This window comes from Tumebacillus lipolyticus (assembly GCF_042682745.1).
Classification (GTDB): Bacteria; Bacillota; Bacilli; order Tumebacillales; family Tumebacillaceae; genus Tumebacillus_A; species Tumebacillus_A lipolyticus.
In genome coordinates, this window is the sequence record NZ_JBHUIO010000005.1 from 1,236,711 (window position 1) to 1,261,541 (window position 24,831).

17 protein-coding genes and 2 pseudogenes are annotated in these 24,831 nt (G+C 51.6%); 5 read left to right on the forward strand and 14 right to left on the reverse strand.

The features are described 5' to 3' along the window. Positions 1–34 precede the first annotated feature (34 nt). From ACFSOY_RS10915 to ACFSOY_RS10940, 6 genes are read right to left on the reverse strand one after another with little or no spacing between them, the layout of a single operon-like run. Complete coding sequence (locus ACFSOY_RS10915) at positions 35–820, reverse strand: ATP-binding cassette domain-containing protein (protein ID WP_386046511.1); 786 nt, start codon at positions 818–820, stop codon at positions 35–37. After that, positions 807–1,721 carry a hypothetical protein gene (locus ACFSOY_RS10920; protein WP_386046513.1) on the reverse strand — a complete coding sequence of 305 codons (915 nt, stop codon included), beginning with the start codon at positions 1,719–1,721 and terminating at the stop codon, positions 807–809. The genes ACFSOY_RS10915 and ACFSOY_RS10920 overlap by 14 nt, the downstream gene beginning before the upstream one ends. Next, positions 1,696–2,271: an RNA polymerase sigma factor gene (locus ACFSOY_RS10925; protein WP_386046515.1), complete on the reverse strand. Its 576-nt coding sequence runs from the start codon at positions 2,269–2,271 to the stop codon at positions 1,696–1,698. The genes ACFSOY_RS10920 and ACFSOY_RS10925 overlap by 26 nt, the downstream gene beginning before the upstream one ends. Before the next feature lie 38 nt (positions 2,272–2,309). Then, entirely contained in the window at positions 2,310–3,014 is a 705-nt protein-coding gene (locus ACFSOY_RS10930; protein WP_386046517.1) for a DUF998 domain-containing protein, read from the reverse strand. A 29-nt stretch (positions 3,015–3,043) separates the two neighbouring features. Beyond that, complete coding sequence (locus ACFSOY_RS10935; protein WP_386046518.1) at positions 3,044–5,401, reverse strand: ABC transporter permease; 2,358 nt, start codon at positions 5,399–5,401, stop codon at positions 3,044–3,046. Beyond that, entirely contained in the window at positions 5,398–6,282 is an 885-nt protein-coding gene (locus ACFSOY_RS10940; RefSeq protein WP_386046520.1) for an ABC transporter ATP-binding protein, read from the reverse strand. Before ACFSOY_RS10940 ends, ACFSOY_RS10935 begins: the two co-directional genes overlap by 4 nt. Before the next feature lie 490 nt (positions 6,283–6,772). Here ACFSOY_RS10940 and ACFSOY_RS10945 point away from each other — a divergent pair. From ACFSOY_RS10945 to ACFSOY_RS10955, 3 genes and pseudogenes are all read left to right on the forward strand, one after another. Further along, positions 6,773–7,425, forward strand: a pseudogene (locus ACFSOY_RS10945) (type 1 glutamine amidotransferase domain-containing protein). Positions 7,426–7,505: 80 nt separating this feature from the next. After that, complete coding sequence (locus tag ACFSOY_RS10950) at positions 7,506–8,714, forward strand: MFS transporter (protein WP_386046522.1); 1,209 nt, start codon at positions 7,506–7,508, stop codon at positions 8,712–8,714. A gap of 15 nt (positions 8,715–8,729) precedes the next feature. Beyond that, positions 8,730–9,365, forward strand: coding sequence for a LysR family transcriptional regulator (locus ACFSOY_RS10955; RefSeq protein ID WP_386046524.1), 636 nt, complete (start codon positions 8,730–8,732; stop codon positions 9,363–9,365). 602 nt (positions 9,366–9,967) lie between these two features. Here ACFSOY_RS10955 and ACFSOY_RS10960 read toward each other — a convergent pair. The 6 genes and pseudogenes from ACFSOY_RS10960 to ACFSOY_RS10985 all read right to left on the reverse strand — a co-directional run bounded on the left by ACFSOY_RS10960 (position 9,968) and on the right by ACFSOY_RS10985 (position 20,067). Beyond that, positions 9,968–10,105: a hypothetical protein gene (locus ACFSOY_RS10960; RefSeq protein WP_386046836.1), complete on the reverse strand. Its 138-nt coding sequence runs from the start codon at positions 10,103–10,105 to the stop codon at positions 9,968–9,970. A gap of 24 nt (positions 10,106–10,129) precedes the next feature. Next, positions 10,130–10,663 (reverse strand): annotated as a pseudogene (locus tag ACFSOY_RS10965) (GNAT family N-acetyltransferase); the annotation flags it as partial. Positions 10,664–10,728: 65 nt separating this feature from the next. Then, the gene (locus tag ACFSOY_RS10970; protein WP_386046525.1) at positions 10,729–11,331 is read right to left on the reverse strand and encodes a class I SAM-dependent methyltransferase; all 603 of its coding nucleotides are present in this window, start codon (positions 11,329–11,331) and stop codon (positions 10,729–10,731) included. A gap of 532 nt (positions 11,332–11,863) precedes the next feature. Further along, on the reverse strand, positions 11,864–12,640 hold the full coding sequence (locus ACFSOY_RS10975) for a class B sortase (protein WP_386046527.1): 777 nt from the start codon (positions 12,638–12,640) through the stop codon (positions 11,864–11,866). A gap of 22 nt (positions 12,641–12,662) precedes the next feature. Further along, positions 12,663–18,740, reverse strand: coding sequence for an MSCRAMM family protein (locus tag ACFSOY_RS10980; protein ID WP_386046529.1), 6,078 nt, complete (start codon positions 18,738–18,740; stop codon positions 12,663–12,665). A gap of 778 nt (positions 18,741–19,518) precedes the next feature. Continuing rightward, positions 19,519–20,067: a pyridoxamine 5'-phosphate oxidase family protein gene (locus ACFSOY_RS10985; RefSeq protein WP_386046531.1), complete on the reverse strand. Its 549-nt coding sequence runs from the start codon at positions 20,065–20,067 to the stop codon at positions 19,519–19,521. A 220-nt stretch (positions 20,068–20,287) separates the two neighbouring features. On the opposite strand from ACFSOY_RS10985, the gene pdxR reads away from it, so the two are divergent. Beyond that, a complete protein-coding gene (pdxR, locus tag ACFSOY_RS10990; RefSeq protein ID WP_386046533.1) occupies positions 20,288–21,718 on the forward strand; it encodes a MocR-like pyridoxine biosynthesis transcription factor PdxR in 1,431 nt (476 codons plus the stop codon). 229 nt (positions 21,719–21,947) lie between these two features. Here the strand turns inward: pdxR and ACFSOY_RS10995 are convergent, their stop codons facing one another. Then, positions 21,948–22,391, reverse strand: coding sequence for a GNAT family N-acetyltransferase (locus tag ACFSOY_RS10995; RefSeq protein ID WP_386046534.1), 444 nt, complete (start codon positions 22,389–22,391; stop codon positions 21,948–21,950). 299 nt (positions 22,392–22,690) lie between these two features. Between ACFSOY_RS10995 and ACFSOY_RS11000 the strand changes: the two genes are divergently transcribed. Next, the gene (locus ACFSOY_RS11000) at positions 22,691–22,819 is read left to right on the forward strand and encodes a putative holin-like toxin (RefSeq protein ID WP_386046536.1); all 129 of its coding nucleotides are present in this window, start codon (positions 22,691–22,693) and stop codon (positions 22,817–22,819) included. Positions 22,820–23,184: 365 nt separating this feature from the next. Here ACFSOY_RS11000 and ACFSOY_RS11005 read toward each other — a convergent pair whose 3' ends face one another. Beyond that, entirely contained in the window at positions 23,185–24,495 is a 1,311-nt protein-coding gene (locus ACFSOY_RS11005; RefSeq protein ID WP_386046538.1) for a VWA domain-containing protein, read from the reverse strand. Positions 24,496–24,831: the final 336 nt, after the last annotated feature.

The window sequence follows — 24,831 nt, forward strand, 5'->3', positions numbered from 1 at the left end:
ATACCCTCCTCAAATGATCGATCTACGGCTGAACTCAGTTGTCACCCCTCCGGCGCCTTGCGAACTCCAAGTATACCTCTTCCAACGTCGGAATCCTCTCCGCAGGAATGTTCGCGTCCCGACCATTCCTAAGCGCCTCGTGCAGCATGGCCGTTTTCCACTGCTGCGGCGATTTCGGCCCGGACACGGCTCCATCCACCATGAAAAGCACCTGATCGACCCAATCCTCGATCTCCGAATACATATGACCGACCAGCAGGATGATGCAGCCGTTCGCATGTTTGTGCAGGAGATCCATCACATTGGCTCTCTCTTCTAAATCCAGCCCTTCCAAAGGCTCATCCAGAAGCAGCAAATGCGGATCGCTCAGCATCGCTTGAGCGATCGACAATCTTCTTCTTTGCCCGGTGGATAACGATTTGATGCGGCTTTTCCCGAATCGGGCAAGGCCAAAGTCGGTCAGCACCTCAGCGACCCTGTCCGGAATCAGGCGGGGCGAGATCAGCCTCATTTCCGCCGCATAAGTCAAAAAATGTTCTGCCTTCATCTCCTCGTAAAAGGCAAACTGCTGAGATACATAGCCGAGCCGTTCCCGAAACCGTTTGCCCCCCAGCTGTCGATCCTGCAGCGTAAACCGAATGTCACCTTTGCCGAATGTCCGGATGCCGGCGATGCATTCGAGCATCGTCGTTTTGCCGCATCCATTGGGGCCGAATAAAGCGTTGATTCCCGGCGACAAGGAAAATTCCGCACCTTCGAACACCCAAGGAGCAGCCAACGAATGGCGGAACGCCGCCTTGCACACATCAAGCCGGATCATATCGCCCATTCTCCCCCTTCCCACCGTATCGGATTGTCCAGCAAGCGACGAAGATGAGCATCGCCGTCATCGCGAATGCGATGATGCGGCTGCTTCCCCAATATGCATAGCCGGTGTCGCTCATGAAGTAAAACGGTCCGAGCAAGTCCCTTAATGCTAATTGCGCCGCCCATACCGCGAGCGACAAACCAGCTCCAATCCGCGGCCCGAAACGGACGATGGCAGCAAATGCGAGTGCGGTGCAAAAGCATAAAGGCGCCAACCAACCGATGATAAATGCGAACAACGGGCCGGTCTGACCGGTCAGCGATAAGAGGACGCTGGCCGCCAAAGCCAGTATCATGTCATACAGAACGATGATGCCCAGCCGTCCCAACATCATCTCGACCGGAGAGACCGGGAAAGTCGCCTCCAGCTTGGACATCGGCGTGCCATACGACCTCAGCGCATAGAAGACGCCGATTCCGGCTACAAATGTCGATACGAAGACGAAACTATTGATACCGCTGCGCCCGATAAGCGGCATTGCGAGCGCGCCGATCATCATGATGACAGCCGATACGATCCAAAACGACTTGGAAAACAGCCGAACTTGCGGCGCGAGAAAGCGAATGAGCGCGACCCATAGCGGCGCGCTTCCCGGCTCCGCATGCGGTAGACGGTCGGCAAATCTCAACCGCTCCGGCTCGGCCACAAGCGGAGTCAAGCGGGCGAGAAGCGCCTTCGTCTGTTCATCAGACGGACCCTCCACCCGATATCGCTCTAAGCCGCGTGTGGTTCCCTCGAACGCTTCTTGGCACCACTCCTCCGCATCGCCCTTGTCCGCTTCTTCGCGAAAAATCGGCTCCAGTTCCCGCCATATGTCTTGAGTCCGTTCACCTGGGGGAATGCGCCTTTCCATGCGGCTCCACCTCCTCCGTCTTCAGTATCTTAGCCATCTTTTTAAACGTCTTATATAACTTCGTCTTGATCGATCCTAGCGGCTGCTCCAAGATTTCGGCAATTTCGTCCAGCTTGAGCTCGTGATAAAACCTGAGAACGATCACTTCCCGCTCATCGTCGGCCAACCTGCCGAGTGCGCGAATCACCGCTTCCCGTTCCCACTGTCGCTCCAATATGGACGAAACTGTGTCGCCGGCAGAATGAAGGGACATTTTATCGGCTCCGCTTAACGCTTCCTTGCGATAAGCTGACGACTTCCAAACGTCCTTGCACAGATTGGTGGCAATGCGGTAGATCCATGGGCGAAACCGGCTCGGCAGGCGTCCTGTCCTCACGGTCTTGCACACGCGGATAAAGCATTCCTGGCATAAGTCTTCTGCGAGCGATCTGTCGTTCAGCATGCGCTGCAAATATTCGTAAATCGGTTTATGATAGCGGTACACAAGCGCCTCCAAGCTGGCCTCGCACCCAGTCGCGATCTGGCTCAACAACTCCTCGTCGGAAATCATCAGCATCCCTCCTTTCTTTCGGCTCATTTTTATGGCTCTTATTTGCCGAGACTGTCCGTATCGGCTTGCCGTTTCGACCGCAACCGCTTTTGAAGCATATAGGCGCCGACTCCGATCGGGGTGTAAGCCGTAAATGCCAAGATTCGTTGCAGCAGCCCCCTGATCATCGATTTGTCGATTTCCACCATTCCGCTCATGACCGGAATCATCGCCACAAACAACAAGATATTGCCGACAAAGTATCCTTTCAATAGCCGCGAATCGCTTTGCTTCCACAATGCGATGGCAAAAATAATCGGCAGCAGGAACGTGCCGACCCCCAAAATCCCTCCGCCATGTCGTGGGTCGGGACTTGGAAATATGCCCGATAATAGAGTGCCGAGTCCAGCTGAACAAACGGCTAGCGACACGATCCATGCCAAATATGGGCGGGTTCCAAGGCGAAGGAACGCACGCAAAAAACCTAAAGCAGCAATCAGGGTCACGACTCCGAGCAAAATAATTGCCACATTGACCGGCATCGGATAGACAGCATGATTGGAGCCGAGATCGCTTGCAGTATTCCTTATGAAGCTATAACCCGGGTAAAACGGCGCGGCGATGACGGGGATACCGAAATAAAGAATCGGGATCATCAGACCGAAGCGAAGCATAGCTTCCGTACCGCTCCACGCCTTCTTCGAATGCGGGGCAGTTTCGCCGCCGTTCTGCCACGGAGATAAGAGACCTCTTTTCTCATTCATTCCACGCAGCCTCCTTCCGCCCCTTTCTTTTACGGGGTCAAGCTGTTTAAAAATACGATAAAATCCTTATCGACATCATGTTCATTTCCTTCATACCGACGCGCGTACTCGTATAGCTGTCGGATCGCCTCGGGAAACCGCGCTCTTCCGAACGCTTCATACACTTTGTTCAGCGCCAAGTAAACCGGATGCGGTGCACCGTTCCACTGATGCCTGCTCGGGATGAACAAAGGTTCGTCCCGCCCGGTATCGTCATGCCCGATCGATTGCGATATCGCTTCTGTCATATATCCAGCCAGTTTAGACTGGGGGACAGACATGATGCTTGCATCAAGAACCGTTGCCCGCAAAAGATCCTCGTCAAAATAAGCCAAGCCGTTATAGGTCATCGAAGCAGGGTGGTTCGGGTAAGATAAATAGTTGAAGCCATTGCTGTCGATCGGTTTAAGAAATTCCCCCTTGATCGGCGGCGATCTGTATAGCAGTTGGTTGTTGATCGATTCGTTTTGCACCTTGCCCGGATAATCGGCGCGGACAAAATGGATGCGGCTCGGATAATAAGCATCCGGATTGAGCATCTTCGCTATTTGGGACAGCTCCGTATAATGGGCAAGCAGGTTGCTGGCAATGCTCTTCGCACGGTCCGGAGGAATTTGATTCGATAAGACGATCGAAACTGTGGCCAGATGATTCGACTCGCTCCACTCGGTCATATTCCCGCCAATGAGGTTGAAGCTGCGAACGCCCGACGCATCAAATACGACACGCTGTCTCCCATCCGCCGCTTGGGATTTCGTCCTCTCCCCGTTCGCGATCAGCTGCAGCTGCTCACCCGCTTCAACCTCCACATGAAAATCTGCAGGCTGCCGGTAAGGCTCGCTCTCTCGAACAGCTTCATCCACAATGGGACTTGATGGTCTTTCGTCGAAGCGCACTTGCTCCAGTTCGGCCAGCCTGTCAGTTCCCGGGTAAGGATACCATCCGTAATATCCCGGCAAGAACAGCTGATCCGCATCGACAAAAACTCTTCGCTCCCAATGGGCATCAAGCGAATCGTCGATTCCTCCAGACCCTTGCGGATCATACCAATCATTGATCGTACCCGCATATTTCATCGTGGTTTCCACGACCGTGCGAGGCTGAACAGGCCGAGCCGGGACGACCCATACGACATCCTCTCCGGGCTCCCACTCGAAAGCTGCTAGCATCCCGTCGACCTTGATCTCTTCGATTTGGAAATGATGTCTGAGCGACAGCGGAAAGCGCTCCATCGGCTCCTGACCCTCATGCTGCAATTGGATTGCGCTCTGCACTTCCATGCGGTGCTTTTCCCCGATAGTTACCTTCAAATCGTATTTTCGTGCTGTCAACATGGCGTACTTCTTGCCCAGAAGGAGCATGTTCTTATGCTGCTGCGTCAGTGGGTTCGCGTTCGGATCCGCTTCTTCGCCTGCCAGAAACCGTTCGACAGCAATTCGATTGATCTCCGAAGGATTTTCTTGGAGCAGCTGTCTGTAAAAGGTGAAACTCTCCTTGGACGATTCGGTACGCTCCGTCCAGATGGACGCATAGCCAAGTGCGCTCATAACCATTGTGACGACGGTGGCAGCAGCAGTCGAGCACAGGACTGTATTCCGGCTCTTTTCCTTTCTCTTTCTCTTCGCGCTGTACACGATTCCTCCGAATATGAGGACGATCAGCGCGATATGGAACAAACGGAGAAGCCCGTATGCCGCAGCGTCTGTAAAGCCCCATAGTTCCGAATAAAAGCCCAGCTGGGTCAAGTCGGATAAACCAATATCGGCCAAATAGGTCCACTGTGCCGGCATCCATTCGAGCAAAACAACTTTAGTCAAAAACAAAACACCCGCGACCATCGCCACGCTGTACAAATAAACGATGCGGTTGCGGGTCCAAGTGCCGATCCAATAACCGAGCAAGATCGTAAAGGTCGTCGGAATGATGAATGAGCTGAGCATATATAGCCCCGTTGCCATCGCGGAAAACGCCATTCCCGCATGCCAAGCATGGTAGGCGTAAAAGCACGCGGGCAGCAGGGAAAACGCGCCCAGCGGAATGATCAAGGCGAGCAGTCTGGCCGAAATCAATTGTGCGGAACGATAGGGCAAAGCACCTTGTATCAGAAGAGTCTTCACCGCCGTTTCCCTTCGCGCCACCGATACGGCCATAAGCGGTGCCAGCAGAAACAGAAACCACATGAACTTGTATGAACTTGAGATGGTATACCACCCAATATCGTCCGCATACGCGTTATTGATCAGAGAGATTGCAAAAGCCCCACCTGTCACGACCAGCAGGATCAAGCCGAACCATCCTCGGAACATCAGCTTCCATTCGACGACAGCATATTTCCAAGTCGCAATCATGTCAGCTGCACCTCCGGCTTCATGACATCCAGATACGCATCTTCCAATCCGCTTGCCGCCAGCTCCGCCCCTGCAAAGGGTTTCGCTCCGTCACCTGACAGCACGCGTATTTCCCGACCGTATGCCGTCTTCCGGGAAGAGAGCACTTTCATGCGCGTTTTAATCGCATCAAACTGAGACTCTTCGACCATCCCCGTCCATACCCTGTCCTTCACCCGTTCAAGCAGCTGTGCTTGTGTGCCCTGGTAGACGACTCTGCCGTCCTTCATCAGGGCAAGCTGACTGCAGCTGTTGCCGATATCGGCTGCGATGTGAGTCGACAAGATGACAATGCGATCTTTGCCCATCTGATCGAGCCGCTTGCGAAAGCGAATTCGCTCCTCCAGATCGAGTCCTGCCGTCGGTTCGTCGACGATAATCAGTTTCGGAGATCCGATCATCGCCTGAGCGATTCCGATCCGCTGCTTCATGCCGCCAGAATAGCTTCCCATCAGCTTCTTCGCTCGATCGGTCATATTCACTTGTTCCAGCAGCGAAGCAACCGCCTCTTTTCGCTGGCGCGAATTCGTGATTCCTTTCATCAGCGCCACATAATCGAGATACTCGTATCCGGATAAGTTGCCGTATAAACCGAACTCTTGCGGCAAGTACCCGAGCATCGCTCGAATCGCCTGATCGTCCCGCCCCAGCTTGCAATCGCCGATCTCCACGCTGCCTTCCTTGGCCGGCAGCAAGGTGGCGAGAATTTGCATGAGCGTCGTTTTCCCCGCCCCATTCGGACCAAGCAAGCCGAAAATGCCCGTTTGTATCGTCAAGGTGACCCCGCTTAGCGCAGGCGTGGCACCGTATGTTTTCCCCAAGTTGGTGATCTGAATTTGCACAGGCTGCCCCCTCTCCCAAAAGTAACCCGCTTGCTCGGTGCTCGCGCGCGTTGAGCATGCTTCGGCTAGTATAACGAGCATGCAGCGAAAAAGATTTGGTACGGCAGCATTTTTTTGAAACATTTTTATTCGCTGGCAAACATCGATGAAATTGCCAATTGCGAAGCTTTCGCGCGAAAACGGCAAGCTTACACCGAAAAGACCATCCTTTGCGGGATGGCCTTACACTACAAAAATCTCGAAATGAGAATAGTGCAGAATCGGTCAACGCTCATTTTTTCAAAACCGATTCCCAAACTTCGCTTTATAAGGGCAAAACCACTCCTACTCAATCAGATCTAACCCTCGCTCATGAATAGCTCAGATGTTTGAGATGGCAGATCAATAATTTTTTTTATACATATACGCATAAAACATAATTTGTTTTATCGATATGGTGGACGTAATATAGCACCCGTAACCAAAGTTCAAAGTATCGGAGGCAAAATAGATGGGAAAACAAATCTTACTGGCTGTCACCAATCATACAGATCTGCAGGAAGGCAAAAAGACAGGAATCTGGCTATCAGAATTCGCGGAAGCTTATCTGGCTTTCCAAGAAAACGGCTATGCGATCACAGTGGCAAGCCCAAAGGGAGGAACTGGCCCGATTGACCCAGGCAGCGTTGACGACCAAACACCGCCAGAAATCTTGGACGCTGCCAAGCATCTGGAAAACACCAAAAAGCTGGATGATGTAACGGCAGAAGAATTCGAGGGGATTTTCCTGCCTGGCGGTCATGGCACGATGTTCGATCTGCCAGAAAACCAAAAGCTCCAGCGATTGCTTCGTGAATTTTACGAGCAGGAAAAATTGTCGCCGCTGTTTGCCATGGTCTCGTTGGCGCGACTTTGTCCAACGGACAGCCGCTGGTCGCAGGCAAGCGCGTGAACGCATTCACTGACAGAGAAGAAGCAGCGACGGGCTTAGGCCCTTACCTGCCATTCCTCTTGGAGAGCAAAATCCGTGATCTGGGTGCTATTTTTGTTGCGGCGCCAAACTGGAACACACATGTAGAAGTCGACGGCAACCTGATTACCGGACAAAATCCTCAATCTACGCTCGCTGTCACAAAAGCAGTAGTAAGCAAACTAGGCGATTAATACACGTGAGGCTGATCGACGAAAAATATCAGCCTCCTTCCATAATCATCTTTTATACAAAAGGAGGGCTACTCACTACTATGATCACGGAAAATACGGCCCATCACTCTGAACAAGAAAATGCCACTCGCAAAGGATCGACTCTCGCCTTGTTCGCGCTCACACTCGGGGCGTTTGCTATCGGGATGACAGAATTCATCATTATGGGGTTGCTCCCTGAAGTGGCAACCAGTCTGAAGGTCTCGATCCCGATGGCCGGCTTCCTCATTACGGGATATGCACTGGGAGTTGCGATCGGTGCTCCCTTCATCACGCTGGCTACCCACAGAATGCCGCGCAAAGCACTTTTGCTATTTCTGATGATTCTATTTATCGCAGGAAATGGGCTTGCCGCTCTCGCACCGAATTATACGGTGCTGATGCTGGCTCGCATCTTGGCAGCACTTACCCACGGATCGTTCTTCGGAGTTGGCTCGGTCATTGCCTCAGAGCTGGTTCCCAAGGAAAAGCGCGCCGGTGCCATCGCCATCATGTTTACCGGGCTGACACTGGCTAATATTTTGGGTGTGCCGTTTGGAACATTTCTGGGACAAGCGTACGGCTGGCGCTCTACTTTCTGGGCGATCACGCTGATTGGGATCATTGCGCTGATCGGGATTTTCATGCTCGTCCCGAAGGTCGCCAACGCAACATCTAGCCTGCGAAAAGAGCTCGGGGTGCTCAAACGCCCAGCGGTTCATATCGCGCTGTTGATGACCGTATTCGGGTTTGGTGGTGTATTTACAGCTTTTACGTACATTTCGCCAATCCTGGTGGATATCACGGGCTTCTCACCTGGCTCTGTTTCCTACATCCTCGTCCTATTCGGCTTGGGAATTACCATCGGGAATATTTACGGCGGAAAATTGGCAGACCGCAGCCTGTTCCCCTCCCTGCTTGGGATACTTTTCGTGTTGGCGATCGTGCTTGCCGTATTTAGTTTCACAGATCAAAATAAGCTCCTCACCTTGATCACCGTATTCGTATTGGGAGTCGCAGCATTTGGCACCGTTCCCGGTCTGCAGCTCCACATGCTGAACACAGCCAAAGAAGCACCCACACTCGCCTCGACATTGAACATCGCTGCCTTTAATCTGGGCAATGCACTCGGTGCCTTTATCGGGGGGATCGTCATTGATGCGGGCTTTGCAGGAGGGCTCCCTGCCGTGCCATGGGTCGCTTCGCTTGTGACGGTCATCGGAATTTTGTTTACAATATGGGGAGCACAACACCAGAAACGTCTCAGTTAAGAAAGGATCGCGAGCATGGTGGACTTTGAATGGTACCGAAGCTTTATTAGCATCTACAAGCATAGCTCCGTATCGGAAGCTGCCAGGACGAGGATGATGACCCAACCAGCCATGAGCCAGCATTTGGCTTCCCTGGAAGCAGAGGTGGGGGAGCCTTTGTTTACACGAGCTCCCCGGAAAATGATTCCGACGGAGAGAGGAAAAGCGCTCTATACACAGGTGGCTCCACTCATCGAAGCTTTGGAGGAAACCTCGCAAACCCTCAAGACGAACGCGATCTCTTCTTTGCCCGTACTTCGAATTGGGTCTGCGCATGAGTTTTTCCGGGAACATATCGCTCCGCATATTGGCAGCTACCAGATGCGCGTCATCGCCTATCTCGGTGTCGCTTCCAAGCTACTTGACTGGCTGCTTGAAGAAAAGGTAGACATCATCGTCATGTCTAAAAAGCTCACTGCCCCTGGAATCGAATATATCCCGTACATGCAGGAAAAGTTTGCGTTGGTGGCGCCTCCTGATTACGTTGAACCAACATTTGACGATAAGGGGTCATTTGAAGCGTGGCTTTGCTCCCAACTGGCGTACCAGATGAAAAACCGGAATTCGCCTCATCTAAAGACATTGATCGAAGCACTGAAAAAATCAGTTTGAATATACACTTCTTCCAAGTTGGAAAGAGGCTGTCATCCTATGCTGGATCACAGCCTCTTTCTTTAAAGTACCGGTCGAGCGTAAGGTGTGCGTCATCGTTGTTCGAATGCAAGCTTCAATCCAAATCCAATAGGAGCCGCTCCCGTAATTCGATCCATCCAATTTGGGGCATTTTTACTTTGAAGCCACTTCGCAAGATCGACTTGAACGAAAAGAAAATAGACTTGGCACACGAACTCACCAAGCCTACTGTAAAGGAAATATCTTTTGATCGAGTGCAATAGGTTTTGTCTACCCGTAGCCTTGACCTTGGTCGTGACCATCGTGAAGCATCTCGTAGACAACCAAAATAAAAAGAAATAGATCGCCCTTGAGTTGGCAGCTCAGCGATCTATTTCGTCTTGCAAATCCATATTGAGCCGACACCCTTGATGGGTATCCGTTGTGCAACGACCGTAGGTGTTCATAGCACCTATGGTCATTTTTTATCCTATGCATTGCTTGTAGTCTTATTCTAACACACCATCTGCACTTGCTTCAAATCGCGCTTCCCTTACTATGATACAGCTCTCCTCACTCAGCAAGTCTTATAGCGCGGCAGTCTACTGGAAATCAAGGCGCATCACGACCCGACGCTCGGTGGGTCTGGTCACCTCGCGGAACCCGGCTGCGGCAAAGGCATTGCGGCTGCCGACGTGAAGCTCCCCCCACGCGATCTCCTTTCCAGGTTCGGTGATCATCGGGTACCCCTCTACAGCGCGGGCCCCCCGCCGCCGAGCGAATTCGACTGCAGCGCGCGTGAGCTCATAGGTGAGTCCGCGCCGACGATAGCCATTGCGAATGACGAAACAGGTGATAGCCCAAACGCCATCGTCGTTCTTGTCCTCGTTCCGTCCCGCCCACGGAACCCGGCTGCTCAACAGCTTATTGTAGGCAGTCCGAGGCTCAATCGCACACCACCCGACGGGCTGATGGTCGAGGTATGCGACGAGGCCGCTGGTTGTGCTCGACTCTGGGTTCCCGCAGTGGGTCTCGGCGCGAAGCAGGAAGGCGCGTTCGTCGTCATCTACCTGTTTCCACTTCGAGTTCGGGATCTTGTACCGCTGGCAATAGCACTGGGCAGCGTGGCACCGGGCAGAGCCTAGTACAACGTCTAAGTCCTCCCATGACGCCTCGTTCGCGGGCACAACAGAGATGTGACCACCTATTGTCGACATTGAGACCGCCCCCTTGTCTTCGGAAATTGCCTTTCGAATTCTTTCGTGGTCATCTGCCTGTACCTTCACACATCCAATCATGGAAGGAGGTGAGGTCGGTAGTATGACAGAATATCAGACGCTTATTCTAATGATATCGTCCATATTTATTTTTGAGCATCCAGTACAAATAAGGATGCGTCATGATTCATGAATATTTTACTTCCAGTATAGATAGTTTTGGATTGGATATCTCTAAAACCTATTTTGCTCATAAGCTCGGTAAGGATTTCTTGATCGAATCCATTATGAACCTTATCTGAGGCTATGTTTTCATTTTTATCAAAATCTACGATCAGCAAATGTCCTCCTGCATCTAGGACATCATATAACCTTGATAAAACTAATTCAGTATCTTGAATATGGAGTAGAACCTGAGCCATGAAAATGTAGTCAGCACGTAAATCCGGTCGACTTTCCTTTTCGAAGTCAAAACATAATGTATCTGCGTTCTGGATCTTAAAGTCGGAGATTTTTTGCTTTATCTGATGAATCATGTTTTGCGATGTATCCAGAAAAAGCATAGATTTGAAATCATTCAATAAGTTCATTCCAACAAGACCAGTTCCGCACCCAAAATCAATCGCGCTCTTCCTGTCTGCGTCAACTAAATATTCACGAATGGCATCTGATGCTACCTTGGCAATTTGGATTCTTTCAGAAGTGTCATATCGATTCGCCATCATTTCAAAGATGTCGTTATTTCCCACGATTACCCCTCCAAGTCTGTTAGAATCTAAATCCCCAAAATAACTCCCCAACTTAGATGTTTCGTCGCGGTGACACGACTTTCTCCAAAAACCTAAATGATCAACTTGTTTGTTTTCGAACCAGCAATACACAGCACTCCACTTGGTCACCGTATCGTTCTACGTGCTACATGCAAGTCAGCCGCCCCAAGAGCCTGATTTTTTTGTACTGTCAGGCGGAGAGCATCCTTCTATTCCCAGACCTTCATCTTACCACAGCTTGCTCCGTATTCGTCTCGTCTGTCCTCACGTTGTAGCTATGACTTATACTGCCAGCAACATAGTAATACCGAGTATGCTCACAACAGAACCCCTCTTTTCTTCAGGCGCCATTTTGAAAATCAAAGTGATGCCGATCGAGGACACCATGCAGTCGCCTATACCCTGTATCATCCGAAATAATATTTTTCACTGAAAAGGACCTATTCAAAAAAATCGCGTCCTCCAAGGGAGAACGCGATAGGAAGCAGCCTGACTCTGTGTTTCAACATCGTCATTTACGCTTTCGGGCGACCACCGCCAAACGACCGTCGTCGGTCGAATACTCGCACGTGGAAAGCACAAGAAGCTTGTCGCCATACCTGGCTGTCACGCCCGTGTCGTAAAGAGCGAGTTTCTTGATGTTCTGAACATACGAATCGAACTCGGCAGGCGTGCTTACCGTCCCAATCTGGTAGTATTTAAAAACGTCGTCCGATTTGCGATAAACTTTGGACAGAATAACGGCAACTATCTCATACTCTTCCTTTTCGTAAAGCGTACTGAACTGGAACTTAGCATGCTCCTGATAAAAGCTTTCTTTCTTGTACTTCAACAGATCTGTAAACATCGAGCCGCTGTTCATGTGATGTCCATGAATCAGCAAGATGTCCGAACTGTTGATCCGGCTGTCAGCATCCAAAAAGGGGAGGCCGCTTGTGTTTTCCTGTTTATCAAAATCGTGATTGAGATAGAACTGCGCATCCTGTGAGTTCTGCATAATCGGGTAACTGATTCGGGTGCCGCCCATCTTCAGCCAACCGACAATGTCCGGGTTTCTCTCGTAAAGCTCGCGAAATTCGGGAAGCATGCCCGGCTCATGCGCCGGGATCAAAGAGGAGGGGAGTGCATCCCCTCCGCCTTTGGCCGACTCTTTCTCCCAAACTTTCGTCAGCTCTTCAATTTTCTGTTGCTCAGCATAATCCCGCAGGAGAGTTCTCGCAACAGTGACGAGAGAAAATACCAACAGAAGAGAGGAAACGGCGATAAGAAATTTTTTAGTTTTACTCAATTCCTTACCGCCCCTCCAGTTATTAGATGTGCTTTTTCTTTTTGCCACCGCGTAGACAGAGTCCGATCGTAATCAAGGACATCAGCGCCAAAGCCATATAGAAAATGGGCGATACGCCGCTTTCCCCTGTTTTCGGAACATTGTCCAGATCGCTGTCGGTTCCGGGCTTACCGGGGTTAGGCCCGGGATTCCCAGGTTCTGGCTTGACAGGGTCAGGCCTTGGATTGCCGGGATCAGTTCCGGGATCAGTTCCGGGATCAGTTCCGGGATCAGTTCCGGGATCGGTTCCAGGATCAGTTCCAGGATCAGTTCCGGGATCGGTTCCAGGATCAGTTCCAGGATCAGTTCCGGGATCAGTTCCGGGATCAGTTCCAGGATCAGTTCCAGGATCGGTTCCGGGATCGGTCCCAGGATCGGTTCCGCCGCCATTGCCACCAGAACTTACCGGCCTCAGCTGTACATCGTAGCGTACGATGTCGCTTCCGACCGAGATCGTTGGGCTCGTATGCGTCTCATACCCGGCTTTCGTTACAACCAGATAGTAATCTGTGTCCGGGAACACCATGTAAGCATATGCACCGTTTGCGTCGCTGTTCTGACTTGGGCTGGCGTTATCGTTCGGCGCAAAGCCCGGAATCGCAGGCAGCGTCACTTTCGTGCCCGGCACGATGCCGTTCGCCCTGTTCTTCGGCGTATCGGCATAGTATAGCGTCACTTTGGCGCCTTCGATCGTTTTGCCGGTCTTTGCGTCCGTAATGATGCCATACGGGTCGACGAGCTCCTGAGAAATATTCAATTCCCCGTTCGCCTTCACGTCCAGCTCCGCGTCTGGAATGAGCGTCAGTTCTTTGCCCGGCTCAACTTCGTAACGCACTTCCATCTTGTAGCTCCCCGCAGATAGACCATCCACAGAGAATGCGCCGTTCGGTTGCAAGCCGAATGCTTTCGGAGCCCCGTTCTCATCCACAACATATTGGCCGTTCGCATCCCGCAAATAAATGCGCATCTTGCCGGCGAGCGCGCTGTCCAGCAGCGAAGACTGCCCTTTAGGCTGCTTCAGAAGCACGACGCCTACAGCCGTAATGTTCGCCGGTATCAGCTGTCCGCCCTTCACATTGCTGTCAACTTCCGCTTTTTGCGTGAAAGTGATCGACTCGTCAGCGCCATTGATTTTGATCTTTTTCGTGAAGCTGATCGTATAGTCGCCACCATACTCCACCGGGAGGAAGTACACGCCATTCGCATCGGTCGTGATCGTGTGCTTCTCGCCATTCGTATCGTTGGTGATGACAACGGTCGCATTCGGAATCACTTCGCCCGTCGTGTTGTCGCGCAGCACCCCGGTGATTGCCGCCGGAACGGCGGTTACCTTCGTAGTGGCGGTCAATTTGCCTTCCGTCAGACTGTCCACCTTAGCCGTGATGAGGTGCTCCTCAGGCGTCGTGGTTTCCAGCTTTGGCGGTGTATAAGGGATGACCGCTCTTCCTTGTGCATCGGTCTTGGCCGTGACTTCCGATTGATCCGGCAGGACGAAGACGATCTCTTGGTTCGCAACCGGCTTGCCTTCATAATCGGTCAACGTTGCTGTCAACTGCGTAGGCGTCAAACCATTGCCGGGAACGAACTCTGGATCTGCCGTCAGCGTCAGATTGCCGGGGAGATACTTCGCATTGACGAAGCGGGCTTCGGCAATCTGCTTCTCCATGATCGTGCCGCTATGCGTCCGATTCACCGGGTCGGCGGTGTAATTCTCGCCCGAATAATCGGTTTGGACGACGATATAACTGTCTCCGCTCGGAATGCCTTCAATGGCGACAGTTTCCCCGTGCTTCAGGGTGATCTTACCGTCAGACTTGATCGTTCCCTGCGTGCCGTCCGACTTCGTGTAGGGATACGCAGCACCTGCAGCGGCGTCAGGGAATTTGACCGTAAACTCAAATTCCTTCTTCTTGTCCGCCCCGCTGCCTTCCACCATCTGCCCGATCAGCAGGCCGCCGTACACCATCCGCGTGTTGACGATCTCCGCTTTATGGTCGCCACCATCGACAATGGTGCCGGTCGTTTGCCGATCCGGCCAATTCGTCGTGTAGCCGTCGCGCGAATAATCGGCCTCGGTGACGGTGTAGGTCGTATCCAGAGGAATCCCATCGATGACGGCAGTTTCCCCATGCTTGAGGGAGATCTTGCCGCCAGACTTGATCGTTCCATTCGTACCGTCCGACTTCGTGTAGACGTACTCTCCGCTTGCACCCGCGCCTTCGAAGGTGACGGTGAACTCAAACGACTTGTTCTTGTCCCCACCATTGCCCGCGACCGTCTGCCCGATCGTCAGCTTGCCGGGAAGGTGCTTGGTGTTGACGAACTTCGCTTCGACCGTTTCCTTCGCCACGATGCTTCCGGTACGCGTCAGGTCGGCCGGATTCGTAACGTAGCCATCGTCTGTGTAATCCTTCTGGACGATGGTGTAGGTGATGCCATCCGGGAGATTGAAGATGATGGCCTCGCCGCCTTTCAGCATAACAGTTCCGCCGCTGGCCACAGTTCCGCTTTTGGAGCCGGAATAAGCATAGGACTTGCCGGTGCTGAAGGTAACCGTATACTCAAATGCCTTGTTCGGGTCCGCACCTTTCCCCTCAATCGCCGTGTCCAGCTTCAAATCGCCGGGCACCCACACCGGGGTTGGCACTTCCAGCGGTTTTTTGTCGGTTACCTCCACCCCGTCCACCCAGATCGGATTAAAAGGAGTGGATGCCACACGCACCTGATAAACCGTCGTGGTCGGCAGATAGGTGGTCGGGTCGATATAGGTTTGCTTGAGCACGTAAAGCCCCGCTTTGACAAACATGCTAAGTTTGCCGTCTGCACCTGTGGTTCCGACTTTGACCTCGGTTACGCCGTCGGGCTCATACAGCGTGAATGTAACGCCACCCAGCGGCTTGCCGTCCGGATCGACTTTGAGTAGATCCAGCTTGCCTTGGGTTTCCGCGCTGCCGCCCACGTCACTGTTGTCGACCGCGTGTTCGCTTTTGGCGCCGATGTTAGTCAAGGTGTCATCGCCCATCAGCTTGATCTCGTTGCCAGCCTTCCCGCCGCTGGGCACTTTGGTGACCTCAGTCTGATAGACAATCTGGTAGAACTGATTTGGATCTGCCATGCGGAAGATCAGTCGGGTCGCGCCGCCTTCCGTGACAGTTTCGACCTTGACCTCGCTGTTCGGGTCGTACATGTTCAGCGCGTCGCCGTCCCTCGTCAGCACACCGCTGGGGGTCAGCTTGGCTCGATATACTGCCATGTCAGGGCGTCGCAGCGAGAGGTTCCCGTTTTCGTCCTTGCGCAGCGCCAGCCCCTCGCCAAGGGTGTCCTGCAGATAGACGTCGTCCTTCATCTCGAAGGGCGGGGTGTAATTCACCGTCCACTCCAGCACGCCGGGGTTCGGCTTGGTTACCGATTTGCCCAGCGACTTCATCGGGACGATGACCTTGCGGCTGGCTTTGACTGCGGTAGGCTCATCCCCCCATTTGATGTTCAGCTCGGCGTTGTTATTCATCTCATGCTTTGTTTTGCCGGTTTCAAAGTATTGACGTAGGGTCTCCTCGGTGGGTCTCGCCTTGACCAGAATGACATAGGGACTTTCCAGCTTGGTAAAGGAAAAGGTGCCTATGTTCCCTGCGGAGGAGAAATTCACCAGATCACTTGGGTCGGAAATAAGCGTCGTAGCGCTAACAGTCGCTCCATAGTCTGCCCGGTTTCCGTTGTAAATCGCAAAATCCTGCCCCTCCGCATAGGGCACAAACTCCCAGCCCTCGGGCAGGGTATCGACGAGATTGATGTCGCTGGCAACGTGATTGCCGCCATTCTTTGCCATCTCCTCGGTCTTCAGGCCGTTCATATTGACCGACAGCCGGAAGGTCACCGTCTTGGTCACCTGATCAAAGGCCGCCAGTGTATATGCTTCATTACCGTCGTTCCGAATGTAGTGGTTGACAGAATTGGGGTTAAGGGTTGTCCCCTCCGGCCTTGACGCAAAGAGCATTTCTTTGGCCAGCATGCCGCCGTTGACCTGTTGAGTAGGGAAACTTGAATCAACTGTCCATTTTGTCCCTTCAAACAGGGACGCCTTATTACCGTGAGTTGAACTGTTATTGCCCGCAAAATGCTGCCACTGCGTCATCAGGGAATTAAATGCGAAGGAAGCGGGCGCATCGGTATTGTATCCGGTGACACGAAGCAAGTCGGCAACAGGCTTCCCATCCTGTGAAACTGTGTATACCTGATGCTCTAAGCCGTCGCTCGACTGAAAGGAACCGGACTGAAACCGCTGGTAGTAATTCGGAAAAATGTTCTTCAACTGGGCCAAGATTCCGGCGTCAATCTCTGGGTTGACGGTAACCTTGGTGAAGTCGATTGAGTTCTTATCCCCGTACACCAGCAGATCGTACACCGAACCGTCTGGAAGGGCCTCTTGAGGTGTAAGGGTAACCTTCCACGGCAATGTGCCGGAAGAAAGGACATTAACACCGGTACCTACGCTCTTGGTCAGAGTATGGGCACCAATGGTGACCACCGCAGTGTCCCACACGGTAGCTTGGTCATTGTCCTGCACGGTATTGACATCCAGCTTCCACTGGGCGATCGCCTTGTTGGTAAAGCTGGTTGTACTGCCTGTAACTTCGGACACGATGACCAGCCGGATCGGGCCGTTCACCTCACCGAAGGAATACTCATTTCCTACAGGTTCGATCGGCGTTTTTGTCGCGAACCAGTCCTTCTTGACACTGTCCCACGCCTGCCATGTGGCCGATTTCCAGGTAAGTCCGGCCGGCAGGGCATCGGTGATCTTGAAGTCTTTCAGACCCTGTTTGCTGTAGTTCTTGTTGACATCGATCGTCCATGTAATGGTACGCGGGTCTGTAGAACTCGACCGCTTGTCCAGCGTGCCGCTCTTTTGAATCCAGTCTGGTTTGATGGCGACTCGCCACGAATTCGAAGAGAGCAGCTTACTGTCCGACTTGTCCCTCAGCTCCGCGATATTGGTGACGGTCTGCCACCCATTATTACCGCTGTTATACTCATAGTAATACATCGCCTTGGGTATCCACGTCTTGAAGGTGACGATCGCCTTGTCACCGAAGTTCGCGGGGAAGGTGTACGCCAGCGCGTTCGTGGTGCCGCTGTCCGGTGTTACCGCACTGCCGTTGACCTTGAGAGAACCCTCCACATAGGTACCCACCTGAGTGGGATTGAGCGCGTCATACAACTTCAGCCCGTCCAGCGGCTGCGGGATGGCAGGGTCAAACATATCTGTGGCGGCGATTTCCATCTGCCACTCGATTGCCCCCTCCACAAAAGCCGCCTGAGTGATATAGCCGTTTTCGGAAGCATTGCTGTTGGACTTCTTTGTGATGCTGTACGCAGGCGTGACCTCGGGGTTTTCGAGCATGTAGCTCGCCCCGAAGATGTTAATCGGCTTTTTGTTGCCATAGTTTATGCCCGACACATCCGCCTTTGCGGTGGATTCAAAGCCGAAGGTGATGTTCTTGCCCTGGCCATTGAAAAAGCGTTCTTCGCCGTCAAACACCACCTTGATGCCCGCTGCGGAGAAATGGGCGGTTCCGATTGTGTAGCCCGATCTTTCCTTCAGCGTCATGGTAGCAGTCGGAAGAACCACTTCCGGAAAGTAAGTCGCTTTGTCCAGCATCACCCAGTCGCCGTACAAAATGACCGTGCTGCCATCCACTGCGTTCGGGTCGGCGGCGTCACCCTTCACCGGAACCTTGATGCCGGCCGACTTGAGGGAAAAGGGCTTTCTGCCGTGAATGGCATCCCCCGTCTGCAAGACCTTCCCCTCCTGTGTGACTTCCAGGGGAAAGGGCGAATTCGCTCCCATGAGCACCGCCGTTTTATCCGCCGGGGTTGCCGCCAGCGCTGCGAAATCTTCTGACGTAGCGTTCACCGCCTCAGGTACCGCCGACGGTTCGGCCGCGTTCGGCAAGCCACTCTCCGCATATGCAGTAGTGGAGAACGTCAACGTCTGCAAGACGAGCAAAACTGCCATGCAGAAAGATAGCAGAGCTTTGCCTACACTGCGTTTTCGTTTCAAAAAAAACTCTCCTCCATCTCCGAAATTTTTGACGACATCGAGATCATCTGCCCGAAAAACGCTCAAGCGAATCGACCTATGCGATTTGCTTGATCCCTGCGGCCTTTTACACCATCGATTTTTGCGGTGTTCCAGATGAACGGGTAAGTGCCGTGGATGTGCAGGCAGTTGATCATGCCTAGTAACTTTCTCCCCCCTTTCTTTTGATCATCTTTGATATTCAAATAATGTAAATGACATTATACGCCGTTTTTACATAGCGTATTACACCATTATAGTAGCGGGATCTATACAAAACCTGTACAACCACTCGACAATTAAGAAGCGAGAAACTCGATTCCCACCATCACATGCGCGTCCGATCCGATCATACAACCGGCCGCACGACGAAAGTAATGCCTCACCCCTACTACCAATGTGGAGCTTGCAACAACAAAGGCTCTGCGGTCTGCTCGTCCAACACGCTGAATCCCTCCGAAAACATCAATGGGAGAAGGGTCAAAGACATTTCGCTTGTCTTTGACCCTTCTCCCCATCCTCAAAACGATGTACTCACTTATGATACGGCTCAGCTGAACGGGTCTATCGGCGTAAAATATGCCGTGGCCGATAGTTGCTGGACTTCTTTGCTCAGTAAATCAAACAAATTTCAATCCTTGGATCAGATCAAGCTTTCATAAACATGCACTGAAGGCCGCCGAAGTAATCGGCGGCCTGGTTGTAAGTCATTCAACTGTCGTTCCCGTTAGCTAGCGCAAGTCATAAGGGTATTTTGTCATTAAATCTCTCGTCCGACATTCATGTCCGTTCGATACATTTTTTCTGCTTCAATCGGGCTTTCTTTTGCCGTCACATGGTGCGGGATAACCCGGCAAACTTGAACCGGTCCGCCGAATACAGCCGACCTATACTTGTCCACATGCTGCTTTGACAAGGGGCGGTTATAATAGCCGGGTACGTATTTATTGATCATTTCCTGAAGTACATGGGTGGCTTCGTCCAAATCTGTGATTGGCTCCGCTTGACCAAATATCATGACGCTCATATATGCCGTATCCGTTTTGGCTGGCACCGGATCTGTGATCGTTCCGTATTCCTCACATACCGTAAAACATACCTCTGGATTTTCACTCATGACATGATTGCGTCTTCCATCTCCAGCCCCGTGAAAATAGAGCTTCCCTTCCGTCCACACATAATTAAGCGGTACAACATAGGGCAGCTTCCCATCAACCAACCCAAGGTACCCAATTCTCGCTTGGTGAAGGAAACTTTCGATTTTTTCTTGATCCCGGCATTCCCTGATCTTGTAACGAATCGAATGCATTTCAAAATCTCTCCTTTCACTCCTAAGATATTCATCCCACTCCAATTTGTCTTAACTCCGATACTCTTCTAGGGTGCAGCAACGACCAGGTTGCAAATACCTGCGTTCTTACGGTAGTATATCAGCGAATGGATTGTGTTAAAACATCCAAACATCACGGTCACGAACAGTCCATAATGGATATTTTATGATGTGAACTTCTAATTTGGCGGTGTGTGCGATGATGAAAGTAATTCGTAATGATAAGAGACCAATCTGGCAGCAATTGCTTGATCAAGCGATTCATAATATTACCAGCGGAATCTGGGCGCCAGGAGAATTGCTGATTCCTTCCCGTGAACTTGCTCACATGATAGGTGTATCTCGCTCAACCATACAGATCGTCTATGAGGAATTGCTAAGTCGAGGCTATACGGTTACATCTCGCCGAGGAGGAACTCGCGTTAGTAATTGGAAGCAAGTCACTGAGTCAACGAAGGAAATAATCGCAGCCGGTCCCATCCCCCCCTCACTTCCCTTGTTGAACTCAGCTGTCGATCAATTACATGACTGGCTCAGAGGCAAAGAACAGCGAGAAGTGGATATTGATTTTAGTCCCCATGAACCCTATTTGGATGGACAATTTCAAAAGAACTGGCGACAATCGCTTCTCCACGCATCCGCTGAAATGGATTTATCAAACTGGGCTTACGGCAACCCCTATGGTTTCACACCATTACGTGAGCAAATTCAGCGTTATTTATCACTTGAACGAGGCATCCATATCCAAACAAATCAGATTCTATTGACTTCAGGAGCTCAACATAGTATAGACTTAATCGCACAATCGCTTTTAGCTGATGGGGACACTGTTTCTGTAGAAGATCCCGGTTTTCCAGCAGCCTGGATGGCGATGAAATATCGGCGTATGAATGTGCTGCCCGTTCCCGTTGATGAGTATGGTCTTGTGGTTGAGCAGATTCACCCACAATCCAAACTGATCTTTACGACCCCTTCGCACCAGTGCGCGGTCGGGGTCGTTATGTCGGAGCCGCGCAGGCAGCAATTGCTACATAAGGCCGCTCAAGAACAATTCTGGATCATCGAGGACGATTATGATAGTGAATTTCGATATCGTGGGGAGCCGCTTCCAACGCTGTTTTGTCAGGCACCTACTAACACTTTATATCTCATGAGTTTTTCTAAAATGATTGCTCCAGGCATTCGTATTTCAGCTATCGTTGGATCTGTCGAGGCAATTGCTCAACTAGCCAGGGTACAGGAGCTGACCTACCGTCATCTTCCGATTATGGATCAGCTAACACTAACCCACTTCATCTCGAATGGGCATTTTATGCGCCATATGAGAAGAGTCAGAAATGTGTACCGCCGAAGACACGAAGCCATGACAAAGGCTATTATAGCTAGCGGTTTAGGGGAGCGTTTCACACTAAGTGGAGTAGAAACGGGATTGCATATGTTACTTGAAGCTGAAGGGTCATACGACGAAGAAACCGTGACAAAGTTAGCCCTGCAAAAGGGAATACGTGTGTACCCCCTTGCACCCTATTGTTTGGAAAGCAAACGAAAGGGATGGGTGTTGGGGTTTGCAAAAGTGGATGAAACATCGATCGAGCAGGGGATTCATCGCCTTTCGGAGTTGATCTTATAGGGTCATCTTCACAAGAAAATTTCGCTAGGCCTTACCAAGAGAACCGAAGCAAACGGTCATTTCCTTCACCCTCAAGGGTGATCTCCTATTGGCCCCTCAAACAGAGAAAGACCTCGCCACGATGGTATACGTGGCGAGGTCTCCCCCTTCATCTCAAACTCACTTATGATACGGCTCAGAGTAGCTGGAACAAGCACAAACTGTTGAAGCCCTACTCCTAGGGGCCTTTTTAGCGAGGGAACGTCATCACCATCAGTTGCTCGCCCCACGGTGCCTTCCCACCATCCTCAAAGCCGAGGGATGCATAGAGCTTTGCGGCCGCAAGATTGTCCGGGTGGAAGCCGATAATCGCTTTGGTGCAATCGGGAGTCGCTGCAAGGCGATTGATTACCTCGCGCATCGCCGCTTTGGCATACCCCTTGCCCTGATGAGCAGGAGCGATCATCAGGCGGTACACCCAGTAGTTGTTATCATCCCAATCAAGTCCATACATGACAAAACCGACCATCTCTTCGTCCGCATAAATCGCGTATGGATTCAAGGTCGGCTCCACATAAGCCTGAGCCAGCGATTCCACGTTCGGTGCTACGAACTTTTGCTGTTCTGGAGCTGGTTGTAACAGAATGCAGGCCTCTAGATTGTCCCGAACGATCTTACGCAAAGTAATATTCATGTTGTCGTTTCCCCCTGTTGCTGAGTTGCTCCCATCGGGTGCGGAACAACTTGTGGTCGTAGTATTCGGTACCCCTATGAGCGGGTCGTTTATGATCACTTGTTTGTCCGTGTAGCCGTGCATCTCGTGCGCGCACACTATGAATAAGCACAAACTTACGAATGAGTGTAAAATTTTTATCTTCATCTAAATCGACAGGCACTCATCTTTATATTCTTCTATGATAGAATACGAGCAACACAACTGAATAGGCTCCTCAAGGGTGATCGGCTCATCCCCTCATGAAAGGGGGTGAGAGGATGTCGACAAAAGATGTCATTTCACTCATGCTCCAGTTCGGGCTGTTTTTACTCGCAGCTTTGACCTTGGTCGTGACCATCGTGAAACATCTCGTAGACAACCAAAATAAAAAAATAGATCGCCCTTGAGTTGACCGCTCAGCGACCTATTTCAACAAGACTATGAGCCGACACTCTTGTTGGGTATCAGTTGTGTCAACCGACCGTAGGTGTTCCAGCACCCATGGTCTATTTTTATTAGACGCGAGTTCTACAAGTTAATTCTAGCATAGGACAGATATCGGATACAACGTAAGGAAATCGTACGTGTGCCGGTCAATCCTCGGTTTCTACAAGAGTAGAAGCCGCTCTGTCATCACAGAAAACTACCGGATCCGCAGCGAGGCACCTTTCCTATTTGGAGGGACTACTCTGGGCGCTGGTTTAACTTTTGAACGGGAGCGCCTAGAGATTCGCTATTTCCCAAGCTCGGTCAGCCGGTTGCACACTCCAGACTAGGCTTTAAGGATCTTCTTTCTCCGCGCAGCGCGCAGCCAGGACGGGAATTCGTTGAACAGTCGGTCATAGAGCACTTGGTCTGACACTTGGTCGAGGTCGTCTAGGGCGAAAAAGTTGCAGTTGTCGACGGTTCGGCCTGACAGGTTGTCGAATTTCTCTAGAATCCCATAGTTTGCATCGCCTAGGCCGACAAATTGCCAGAACAGATTATGGCGGGAGCTTTTAACAATCAACTTGGCAATTTGATCCGAATAGTAAACGCCTCCATCGCTGAAGAATACGATGAAAACCGGTAGATGTTTATTTGGCGATTCAACCGTATATTTTTTTATAATGTCTTCCATTACTTCGGGCTCGTTGTTTCCGTATCCCAGCTTATCTTGGAAATCCATGTCCGAACGATAATAACGATCGACATAACCCTCAAACTTGGTTGCCTTCGCGCTTGGCGTTCTGGCCGATTTGCTGGCGAAAAACCAGACGTCCATTTCCCCGTCGTCATCCATGCTGGCGGCGACCGCAAGCACCCGTTCGAAAGCGCGTTGTACGGTTCCCTGCTGGTACAAGTGATACATGGAACCGGAGGCGTCGAACACGACAGCGACGCGAGCCTTCTGCGAGCCGATCCCTTTCTTCTCCAGCGAAATCTGTACCTCTTTTTTGAGCAAATCGATTTTGCTCAGATTAACCTTAGAACCGGCCGGCGGCTGTGAAGGCGGGGCGGAAATCTTCGTCGGCGTCGACGCTACGTTCGCTGCCGGCGGCGCGGACTGGTCGGCATTTTCATCATCCGCGACGGTGACGCCGTGCGCTTCGGCAAGCGGTTTCAGCCCGCCGTTGAACCCGCGGCCCACCGCCCGCAGCTTGAACGCCGATTGATGGCGATACAGCTCGACGAACACTAAAGACGTCTCGCGTGTCGCTTCTTTAATGTCATAAACGACGGTCTGCCCACCGACACGTGCGGTTACGGTGCAGCCGGAAACGTCGGCAAACGTGCCGGGCCCGTCTAGCGTCGCCGCAAACACGAGTTTGGCAGCATCCGCCGACAGCTTGTCCAGCCTGACCGCAAATGTCGATGACCGAGCATCGACCGAGCTCAATTTCACGTGTCCGTGTGGATCGGACCGCTGATTGTAGAATACAAAGTAATCGTCGGAAGCCACTTTGCCGTTATTGCCCACGATAAAGCAACTTACATCAAGTTCGGTGGGTGCAGCATTCCACGAGACGGTGACTTGCAACTCGTTCCCTGAGTCCAGTACCACGTTGCCACCAGTAACGAGGTTGGATGTCGAATTGGTCATGTTTGCAGCTCCTCTTAACCCATGTTTATTGTTTGCTTTCCAACATTATACAACAAATTTACTAATTAGTCCCATTTGCCAATTTCTTCGAAGCCGAATTTTCTGATTTAGATATGAAAAAGCTCCCTTTACAGGAACAGGATTAATTATTTCACCTGTCAACCGTAAGGGGCGCATATCAAGCCATTTCTTTACAAGGTTTTTCGCTCGATCGATGTTCGATCGCTTGCGCCTCTCTACTGTTCCCCTTGTTCGGAGCTCTGCTGACAAACCTAGTTAAAAGTGCTAGCATGTTAACTAATGATGGCCTACAGATTACTATGTGAAGCATGGAGG